The 10,163-nt window shown below is 68.3% G+C and carries 8 protein-coding genes; 3 read left to right on the forward strand and 5 right to left on the reverse strand.

Features of this window, described 5'->3' with window-relative positions:
- Positions 1–479 precede the first annotated feature (479 nt).
- Positions 480–1,844, forward strand: coding sequence for a DUF222 domain-containing protein (locus ACWGKS_RS22580; RefSeq protein WP_452523972.1), 1,365 nt, complete (start codon positions 480–482; stop codon positions 1,842–1,844).
- A gap of 1,007 nt (positions 1,845–2,851) precedes the next feature.
- Here ACWGKS_RS22580 and ACWGKS_RS22585 read toward each other — a convergent pair.
- From ACWGKS_RS22585 to ACWGKS_RS22605, 5 genes are all read right to left on the reverse strand, one after another.
- Positions 2,852–3,598, reverse strand: coding sequence for an ABC transporter permease (locus tag ACWGKS_RS22585; protein WP_358515909.1), 747 nt, complete (start codon positions 3,596–3,598; stop codon positions 2,852–2,854).
- Entirely contained in the window at positions 3,595–4,356 is a 762-nt protein-coding gene (locus ACWGKS_RS22590) for an ABC transporter permease (RefSeq protein WP_358515915.1), read from the reverse strand. Before ACWGKS_RS22590 ends, ACWGKS_RS22585 begins: the two co-directional genes overlap by 4 nt.
- Positions 4,356–5,255, reverse strand: coding sequence for an ABC transporter ATP-binding protein (locus ACWGKS_RS22595; protein ID WP_358515906.1), 900 nt, complete (start codon positions 5,253–5,255; stop codon positions 4,356–4,358). Before ACWGKS_RS22595 ends, ACWGKS_RS22590 begins: the two co-directional genes overlap by 1 nt.
- A gap of 97 nt (positions 5,256–5,352) precedes the next feature.
- Complete coding sequence (locus ACWGKS_RS22600) at positions 5,353–6,048, reverse strand: response regulator transcription factor (protein WP_358515903.1); 696 nt, start codon at positions 6,046–6,048, stop codon at positions 5,353–5,355.
- The gene (locus ACWGKS_RS22605; protein WP_452523974.1) at positions 6,045–7,265 is read right to left on the reverse strand and encodes a sensor histidine kinase; all 1,221 of its coding nucleotides are present in this window, start codon (positions 7,263–7,265) and stop codon (positions 6,045–6,047) included. The genes ACWGKS_RS22600 and ACWGKS_RS22605 overlap by 4 nt, the downstream gene beginning before the upstream one ends.
- A 118-nt stretch (positions 7,266–7,383) precedes the next feature.
- Here ACWGKS_RS22605 and galE point away from each other — a divergent pair, with 118 nt between their 5' ends.
- Together galE and guaA are read left to right on the forward strand one after the other, a co-directional pair.
- Positions 7,384–8,397 carry a UDP-glucose 4-epimerase GalE gene (gene galE / locus ACWGKS_RS22610; protein WP_358515897.1) on the forward strand — a complete coding sequence of 338 codons (1,014 nt, stop codon included), beginning with the start codon at positions 7,384–7,386 and terminating at the stop codon, positions 8,395–8,397.
- Positions 8,398–8,499: 102 nt separating this feature from the next.
- On the forward strand, positions 8,500–10,080 hold the full coding sequence (gene guaA, locus ACWGKS_RS22615) for a glutamine-hydrolyzing GMP synthase (RefSeq protein ID WP_358515894.1): 1,581 nt from the start codon (positions 8,500–8,502) through the stop codon (positions 10,078–10,080).
- Positions 10,081–10,163: the final 83 nt, after the last annotated feature.

Below are 10,163 nucleotides of genomic sequence, written 5' to 3' on the forward strand. Positions count from 1 at the left end.
CGGCGGTTTGGCGGCTATCGGGGAAGGGGGGAGAGTGGTTGAGGTCCCAACGGCCCTGCGGGCCTGCGGCCCACTCCGGCCGTGGCCGGCCGGATTCCTTCCCCCGTCTGGCTTTCTCGTGGGGCGCGTCGCCACTACGTGACGGGTCCGGTCACGAAGGCCCCGCTACAGGTGAGGCACGGGGCCGGGCGCGTCCCCGCGGTAGCCGGCCCTGGTCTTCACAGCGATGATCTTGCTCCTAGCGCCCATTTGGGCGCCCAACATGGCGCTACGGACAAGATCGTTTCCATTCAGAGCCCCTCCATCGAAGTCGCTAGGAGCATCTCCGTAATAGGTGGATCCGGTCATAGGGGAAGGGGTTGTGGATAACCCAGAATGGCCACCCCATCTATAATAGGCACATTCACCGACATGGAAATAGGTTGAATATACCCACCGGTAAGCCTCCATTTCCTGGTGTGTTCGCGTATAATCAGAGTATGAGCTTTCCTCCCCACGCATCGCGCCCGACCGGGAACACCCCGGTCGATAAGGCGATGGCGGGTGCGCGGGAGATGGCGGTGGAGTTCTCCGGCCGGGATATCCCGTTCGGGTGTGAAGCCGATGTGCTCGCACAGTTCGGCCGGCTCAATGGGGAAGTCGACCGGATCCGCTATGGGATGCTGCCCGCCCTGGCCCGCATGGAGGCCACCGGCGCCCTGTTGGAAGAGGGCGGCCAGCGCAGTATCCAGGCGTGGATCACCCACCAGTGGGGCACCTCTCCGGCCGAGGCCAAGAGCCTTGCCACCCTCGCCCGAGCGTTGTACCAGCAGCAGTTGCCCCTGGTGGAAGAAGCCTTCCAGAACGAGGCCCTGTCGCTGGGTGAGGCGTGCGCGATCGCGACCTCCACCGAAAAGGCCACCACCGAGTGGGCGAAGGTCCTGGAAACGGCGGATGAGGAATTCCGTGCCCAGCGTCCTTCGGTGGAGGGGTTTCGGTCCCGGTTGGAATTCGGGCTGATCGGTTTCAAGGCCGAGTGCCCGCAGGCTTCGGTGCGCCAGTTGCGGGACGCGGCGAAATGGTTCGTGGCCCGCCTGGACCCGGATAAGGCCGACCGGGACTATGACGAAACGTTCGAGAACCGGGGCGCGCAGTTCTCGCCCACGTTCGAGTCCGGGTTTTTGTTGCGGATGTGGGGGCCGGGGGCCGATAACGAGCTGATCCAGGCCGCTCTGGAGGCTTACACGCAGCCGTATGGGCCGGAGAACGCGGCGATGCCGAAGCATCAGCGCACTTATGACGCGATGATGCGCATCTTCGAGACCGCTCTGGGCCACCGGGGTTGCTCCAGTCTGAGCCGCCAACCTCTGGCGACCATCAACATCACCGTCCCCCTCACACGCTTCCTGGGCGATGAGACGGCTGAACCCGCCGTCACCGAGGACGGTGTGGTCATCCCCGACCAGATGGTGGCCCGCCTGACCCCCCACAGTTGGCTGCGCCGGTTCGTGACCGACGAACAGGGCCGGACCCTGTTGGATGTGGGGCGTAAGCAGCGGTGCGCTCCGGATCCGGTGCGCCAGGCGGCGGGGTTCAAGAAGCCTTACTGCGAGTGGCACGAGGGTTGTGATGTGCCGCGTAGTTGGTCGCAGTACGACCACATCGTCCCCTTCTCCCACGGCGGGGCCACCAGCGCCGAGAACATGCAGGTGTTGTGCTCGACCCATAACCGGCTCAAGCACCGGTTGCAGGCCAAGGTGAACCGGCAGATCTGGGAACACCACCACGCCCAGAACCGACAGGACACCGAGACCAGCGGGGACAGGGACGGGGAAGGCGAGCCAGCCCCAGCCACCGCCCCCTAACCACCACCATCCGCTTCCACCACGTGTTTCCGCCAGGCGAAATGCCACCACCCCGCGACCACCCCGGTTGGGTGTCAGACCCCAAGGGCCCGTGCCCTGTGGGGATATCAGCATGCCCAGGGGCAGAAACACCGCGCCCCCACCCAGAGTCACATTCCGGGGCCGGAGTGGCTCCCATCGGGGGTGTCGGCACGACTTCCACCCCCGGTACTGGCTCCCGCCCCTGGTACCGGCCCACCGGCACCACCAACCCCGTGCAACCCTGTGCTGTCTCTCCATCATGATGATCTTGTCCGTAGCGCCATGTTGGGCGCCCAACATGGCGCTACGAGCAAGATCATCAGGGAGAGAGCTTCACCAGAGGTGGCTACCGCGGGGACGCGGCCCGCCATCCGCCCTACCTGTAGCGGGTACTTCGTTACCTCACCGGTCACGTAGTGGCGACGCGGCCCACGAGGAGACCAGGCGGAGGGGAAGGCATCCGGCCGGCTACGGCCGGAGCGGGCCGAAGGCCCGCAGGGCCGTTGGGACCTCAACCACTCTCCCCCCCCTTCCCCGATAGCCGCCAAACCGCCGCCCGCGCCGTGCGGGTCAAGGCCACCCACCACGCTGACGAGCAACTCAACATTGCCTTGACGCGTGCGGTGCGGGCGGCAACAATCACGCGGCGGGGAAGGAGGGAGAACCCACCCGAGCAACGCCCAATCACCCCAAAGAGCCAGAAACCTGAGGCGGCCGACCAACCCACCCCCACCCCGCCCAACCACCCCAAGACTCCCGCCCCCAGGCGCCCCACCAACCCACCCGAGCAATGCCCAACCACCCGCAGGATCACGGCCTGAGGCGCCCTACCAAAACAGCCTCCAGGCAGCACGAAACCAGTGGACGGGAAGCGAGGACGTTCGAGTAGGGCGTTCGTTCGGACATGCCCGCCCGGACATGCCCGCCCGGACATGCCCGCCCGGACATGCCCGCCCGAACACGCCCGCCCGAACACGCCCGTCTGGTCAGCGCAGGTCCCGCCGGGACAGCAGATACGCGGACAGCGCCCACAACCCGCCGGTGAGTGCCAGGGCGGCGAGCAGGATCGGCCCCATCGCCGCGAGGTCGAGCCCCGCCGCGTCGGAGACGGCGCTGTTGCCCAGGAACAGCGCCGAGGTGACCAAAGAGTGGGGGAACAGGTGGGACACCACACCGCCCTGGCCGCTGTAGAGCAGCCCGGTCCCGATCGCGCATCCCAGCAGCCCCACGGCCACGGGTGCGGTGAACGAACGGAACGACATCGACAGCAGCGATTGTGCGGCCACCACGGGCAGGGCCGCGACCACCCCGAGCAGTGCGATGACCGCGTACTCCCATGGTGGTGCGCCCTCCAGGTCGAGCACGAACATCCCGATTCCGATCACCAGGGTCAGCAGGACCAGTTGCATGGCCGCCACGACGATGGTGAGTGAGGTGATCTTGGCGCCCACGATCGCCCCGGGGCGCGCGGGAGTGGCCATCAGCAGGTTCCAGTTGTGCCCTCGGTGCTCCATCCGCCAAGCGGCCGAGGCCAGCACGGCCACCCCCATCGACATGAAGAAGAGGCCGTAGAACAACACCACCTGGGACCAGTAGGACTCCCACCCGGCGGACAGCACCCCCTGGTTGGCGGCGTAGTTGATGGTCCCCGCGGTGACCGCGAGCACAGGCAGCACGACTGCGACGACCCACAGGGCCGAGCGGCGCAGTTTGGTGAGTTCGGCGACGATCACGCGGGACCTCCTTCGGCTCGGTCCAAGTACCGGCACGCCCCGAGGAACAGGGCCGCCGCGGCGCACAGGAACAGGGCGAAGGCCCAGGGGATGGGCGCCGCCTCGATCAATTGGTCGTTGGCCATCGCCACCGGCGAGATCGCCGCGTAGTAGCCCCAGGGCAGTACGTAGGCCACCCACGTGGGCATCAGCAGGGCGTAGACCGCGTAGAACGCCCCCAGCAGCCCCACCCCGAGCCCCACGAGCTGGTTGTCCACCCGGGCGGCCAGCCACAGGTGCAGGCCCAGCAGCGCCAGGTTCACCAGCAGCAGGAAGAGCCCGTAGCGCGCCCACAGGGCGATCGGGGGAGCGACCTCGATCCCGACGACAAGCCCCGCGAGGAGGATCAGCACGCACTGCGCCACGACCGTGAGTGTCAGGGCCAGACCCAGGACGACAGCCTTGGCCCGGCACAACAGTCCCGGCCCCAGGCCGGACACCCGGGCGAGGAACCACCCCTGGCCCTGGTGCTCGATGTCCACCTGGCGTCCGGCGAGCACCGCGACCAGGACAGGTGAGGTCATCGCCGAGATCATCACCTGGTTCAGAAGCAGGGACTCCCAGGGTTGCGCGGTCGGATCGGCGAACCCCTCGCGGGCGCTCTCGGAGAAGAGGTTCATCCCCGACAGGGCGACGACGGCGACCACCATCACCAGGCACAACACCCACACACGCAGACCGCGTGTCTTGTGGACCTCCAGGCCCACCGCCATCCGCATCACGAGAGTCCCTCCCGCCCGGTCAGGTCCATGAAGACCTCCTCCAGGGAGCGGCGCACCCGATGGAGGCCGTGGACGGGGACGTCGTGGTGGACCAGTCGCCGCACGAGGTCGGCGGTGTCGTCGTCGCTCACCCCGGTCAGGCGTAGCCCTTCGTGGGTGCGCACGGCGGGCAACCCCAGGGCCAGGACGCGTTCGGGGTCGGGGGTCCGCAGGATCAGATCCGGTGTACTGCGGTCGAACAGTTCCGCCCGGGTGCCCTGGAAGATCAATCGTCCTCGGCCGAGGATCCCCAGGACCGACGCCATCCGGTCGACCTCGTCCAACAGGTGGCTGGAGACCATCACGGTGACGCCCTCTCCGGCCAGGGAGGTCAAGAGGTCACGGATCTCCTCGATCCCGGCCGGGTCCAGCCCGTTGGTGGGTTCGTCGAGGACGAGCAGGCGGGGTTCTCGGGCCAGGGCCATGGCGATGCCCAGCCGTTGCTTCATACCGAGCGAGTAGGCGCGGACGGGTTTGTCCATGTGGTCGCGTAGGCGCACGGTGGCCACGGCGCGTTCCACCTGGTCGTCGGTGAGTCCGAGCATCTTGCGGACGATCGCCATGTTCTCCCGGCCGGTCAGATGCCCGTATCCCGGCGGGGACTCGATGAGGGAACCGATCAAGGGGGAGAGTTCGTGCCGGGTACGCCGGTCCATGGGGCGGCCCAGGACGCTGATCTCGCCCCGGCTGGGGCGCACCAACGACAGCAGCATCTTCATCGTGGTGGATTTGCCCGACCCGTTGGGGCCGAGGAATCCGTAGACGCACCCCTCGGGTACGCGCAGGTCCAGGGAGTCCACGACCGTGCGCGACCCGTAGGTCTTGGTCAGTCCCTCTGTGGTGATGACGTGATTCATGAGGCTCCTTCCACCGAGGAGACTCCACCGTCGAACCCGCGCGGCGCATCGGATCGCGGTACCGAGAAAGGGCTCATACCAAGGTCTGAGGCAGGACCTAGGCGTCGCGGAGCAGGTCCTCGCGGTCCACCAACCCGGAGCGGAAGGCGAACAGCACCGACTGGACCCGGTCCCGGGAGCCGGTCTTGGCCAGCACGTTGCCCACGTGGGTCTTGACCGTGGGCATGGACAACACCAACAGCTCGCAGATCTCGGTGTTCGTATACCCGCGCGCCACCGCGGTGAGGACCTCGCGCTCCCGCGGGGTCAGCGACTCCAGGGCCCTTCGGGTCTCCCGTACGGGAGGGGCCGACGGCCCCGATCCGCCGCTCAATAGTGGACGCACGTGCTGGAGCAACCTTCGGGTGGAGCTCGCCGAGACCACCGAGTCGCCCCGATGTACGGTGCGCAGCGCCTCCAGGAGTTCCTCCGGGGGAGTGTTCTTGAGCAGGAACCCGGTCGCGCCGGCCTCGATGCCCTCGATCACGTACTCGTCGGTGTCGAAGGTGGTGAGCACCACGATCCGACATCGCGCGCCCGCGTCCACCAGTGTCCGGGTGGCGCTGAGCCCGTCCGTCCCCGGCATTTGGACGTCCATCAGCACCAGGTCCACCGGGTCCGCGCGTTGGAGTTCGACGGCCTCGGCCCCGTCACCGGCCTGCCAGGCCACGACCATGTCGGGCTGGGAGTCGATGACCATGGCCATCCCGGCGGTGAAGAGCCGCTGGTCGTCGGCCAGCCCGATCCGGATCACGTCTCCTCCCAGGGAACGCTCGCACGGACCCGCCAGACGTCGGTGCCCTCGTTCCATCCGACCTCCAAGTCGCCGCCGTGCAGGGCGATCCTTTCTCGCATACCGATCAGACCATGCCCTCCGTCCCTTTCACCGGGTTCGTGCGACTCGGGACCGATCGGGTTGGTCACGGTGACCACGATCAGCCCGGGCGAGCGGGTGAGGTGGACCGTCACGGCGACCTGGCCGGCGTGTTCGAGGGCGTTGGCCAGTGACTGTTGGACGAGGCGGTAGACCGTCAGGCCCACGCTGGCGGGCGGGGACGCCTCCTCGCGCGAGGGTGGGTCGTCTTGTGCCAGACGGACGCGTAGACCCGTCCGCCGGTACTCCTCCACCAGGACGGGCAGCTCGCCCAGACCGGGCATGGGGGAGACCTCGCGTTCTCGATCCTCCCGCAGTACCCCCAGCAGTCTGTGCAGTTCGCCGGCGGATTCCCGACCCACTCGACCGATCGTCTCCAACGCGGTCACCGCCGCCTCCGGGGACGATCGCGCGGCGTAGCGGCCGCCATCGGCCTGGGCGACGATGACGTTCAGGGAGTGCGCGAGGACGTCGTGCATCTCCCGGGCGATGCGGGTGCGCTCGCCCAGGGCGGCCAACCTCAGTTCCTGTTCGCGTTTGGCCCGTAGTAACCGGGCGTGCTCTCGGAGCCGGTCGACCTCCTCCCTGTTGTGCCTGCGCACGGTGCCGAGTAGGGCGAACAACAGCAGGGTCGTCCAGGCGGACAGCAAGGAGGTGATCCTGACCCCGAGGTCCTCCGTGTAGATCAGGTCAGGGATGAACAGGACCGCCACGGCCGTGCCCAGGAGCAGTAGGACCAGGACCACGCGACGCCACCACGCCGACAACTCCGTCTGCGAGGTGTAGGTGGCGACCAGCACGCAGATCACCGACAGGGTGGTGAAGTGCTCCATCCAGAGCACCTGGACCGCCAACAGTGCCGCCAGTACCGCCAAGGCGGTCAGTGGGCGGACCCGGCGCGCGCTCAACGTCGCGCAGCACCCCACCGTCAGGGCGAGGTAGGCGGCGGAGTCCGTGGGCGAGGCCGACGCCAGTGGCCAGGTCGCCACCATCAGGACGAACCAGAGCAGGGCCCAGAGCACGTCCATGAAGAACACGTGCGCGAGTGACCAGGACTTCGCGCGGGCGGCGAACGAACGCGGGGACGGGGCGGACATGGTTCCACACGCTACAGAGCGCCGCGACGAAGGTCCTCATGCCACGGTACGAACCGTGGTCGGGGCATTGCCTATCCTGGAGGGGTCAGCAGCACCCTCACTTCCAGGGGATGGATCGATGAACGTCCTGCTCACCGGTGGCGCCGGGTACATCGGCTCCCACACCGCCGTCGCACTCCTGGAGGCGGGCCACGACGTGGTGGTGGTCGACTCCCTGGTCAACAGCCACGAGGAGTCGCTGCGTCGGGTGGAGCGGATCACCGGTCGCGCCCTCACCTTCCACCGGGCCGACTGCGCCGACCCCGAGGCGATGCGGGCGATCTTCGATCGGCACGACGTCGACGCGGTCATCCATCTGGCGGGGCTCAAGGCCGTGGGCGAGTCCGTCCGCCAGCCCTTGCGCTACTACCGCAACAACCTGGACGCGCTGCTCACCCTCTGCGAGACCATGCGGGACGCCGGGGTCCGTGACCTGGTCCTGAGCTCCTCGGCCACGGTCTATGGGGACCCGGAGCGGGTGCCCATCACCGAGGACGCCGGCCTGTCCACCACCAACCCCTACGGCAGCACCAAGCTGTTCGCCGAGCGCATCCTCGACGACCTGGCCACCGCCGAATCCGACTGGCGGATCATCTCCCTGCGCTACTTCAACCCGATCGGCGCGCACCCCAGCGGCCTGATCGGCGAGGACCCCCAGGGCATCCCGAACAACCTCTTCCCCTACATCGCCCAGGTCGCCGCCGGGCGTCGGGAGAAGCTGAGCGTCTACGGCGACGACTACGACACCCCCGACGGCACCGGGGTGCGCGACTACCTGCACGTGGTGGACCTGGCCGCCGGGCACCTGGCCGCCGTCGACCACCTGGCCGACGCCCCCGGGCACCGGATCTACAACCTCGGCACCGGGCACGGGACCTCGGTCCTGGAGAGCCTGCGCGCCTTCGAACGCGCGACCGGTGACACCATCCCGTACGAGGTGGTCGGCCGCCGACCGGGCGACATCGCCGTCTGTTACGCCGATCCCGCCGCGGCCGCGAGCGAACTGGGCTGGAAGGCGCAGAAGTCCGTCGCCGACGCCTGTGAGGACGCCTGGCGCTGGCAGTCGGCCAACCCGAACGGTTTCTCGGGCTGAGCCCGGAGCGTGCCGGTTCGCATACCCGAGCGGGCGCCCCGAACATGGCCAACGCCCTAGACTGGACGGACATCCCGATTTTTCTGCGGAAGGTCCTCCGTCGTGTCCGTTGCTGCTGACAGCACGTTCGACACCGTCCTCGTCGTCGACTTCGGTGCGCAGTACGCGCAGCTGATCGCGCGACGGGTCCGCGAGTGTCACGTGCACAGCGAGATCGTGCCCTCGACCATGCCGGTCGAGGAGATGCTCGCCAAGAAACCCAAGGCCATCATCCTCTCCGGCGGCCCGTCCTCGGTGTACGCCGAGGGAGCCCCGAACGTGGGGGCCGAGCTGTTCGAGACTGGGGTCCCGACCTTCGGTATCTGCTACGGCTTCCAGGCGATGACGCGTGCCCTGGGCGGGGTCGTCGACCGGACCGACCTGAGTGAGTTCGGCCGCACCCGGATGTCGACCACGGCCGACTCGGTGCTGTTCGAGGGGATGCCCTCGGAGCTGAACGTGTGGATGTCGCACGGTGACTCCGTGGTCCAGGCCCCCGACGGCTTCAAGAGCATCGCCGGTACCGCGGGCGCCCCGGTCGCGGCCTTCGAGGACACCGAGCGCCGCCTGTTCGGCGTCCAGTTCCACCCCGAGGTCATGCACACCGAGCACGGCCAGGAGGTGCTGCGCCGTTTCCTGTACGAGGGGGCCGGCTGCCGTCCCACCTGGACGATGGTGAACATCGTCGAGGAACAGCTGGAGAGCATCCGCGCCCAGATCGGCGACAAGCGAGTCATCTGCGCCCTCAGCGGTGGCGTGGACTCCGCCGTGGCCGGCGCGTTGGTCCAGCGCGCCGTGGGTGACCAGCTCACCTGCGTGTTCGTCGACCACGGTCTGCTCCGCAAGGGCGAGTCCGAGCAGGTCGAGAAGGACTTCGTGGCGATCACCGGCGCCAAGCTCAAGGTGGTCGACGCCGAGGAGCGGTTCCTCACCGCGCTGTCCGGGGTGACCGACCCCGAGGAGAAGCGCAAGATCATCGGCCGCGAGTTCATCCGCGTGTTCGAGCAGGCGGCCCGTGAGGTCGTCGACGAGAGCGGCGAGGGCGGCTCCGAGGTCGAGTTCCTGGTACAGGGCACCCTCTACCCGGACGTGGTGGAGTCCGGCGGCGGTTCCGGTACCGCCAACATCAAGTCGCACCACAACGTCGGCGGCCTTCCCGAGGACCTGCAGTTCACCCTGGTGGAGCCGCTGCGCGAGCTCTTCAAGGACGAGGTCCGTCGGGTCGGCGAGGAGCTGGGCCTGCCCTCCGAGATGGTGTGGCGCCAGCCCTTCCCCGGCCCCGGCCTGGGCATCCGCATCATCGGCGAGGTGACGCGCGAGAGGCTGGAGATCCTGCGCGAGGCCGACGCCATCGCCCGGGAGGAGCTCACCCGCGCCGGGCTGGACCGCGACATCTGGCAGTGCCCGGTGGTGCTGCTCGCCGACGTGCGTTCGGTGGGTGTGCAGGGTGACGGCCGCACCTACGGTCACCCGGTCGTGCTGCGCCCCGTCAGCAGCGAGGACGCCATGACCGCGGACTGGTCGCGGGTTCCCTACGACGTGCTGGCCCTGATCTCCAACCGGATCACCAACGAGGTCCGTGAGATCAACCGGGTGACGCTGGACGTGACCAGCAAGCCCCCGGGCACGATCGAGTGGGAGTAGGACTCCCCGGTGGAACGAGGGCGGGGTGCCGCGCGGGGGCGGCCGACCCCCCCCCCCGTAGCCGGTGCGGTATTAGGGGTCGG

The organism is Nocardiopsis sp. NPDC055879, from assembly GCF_053615935.1.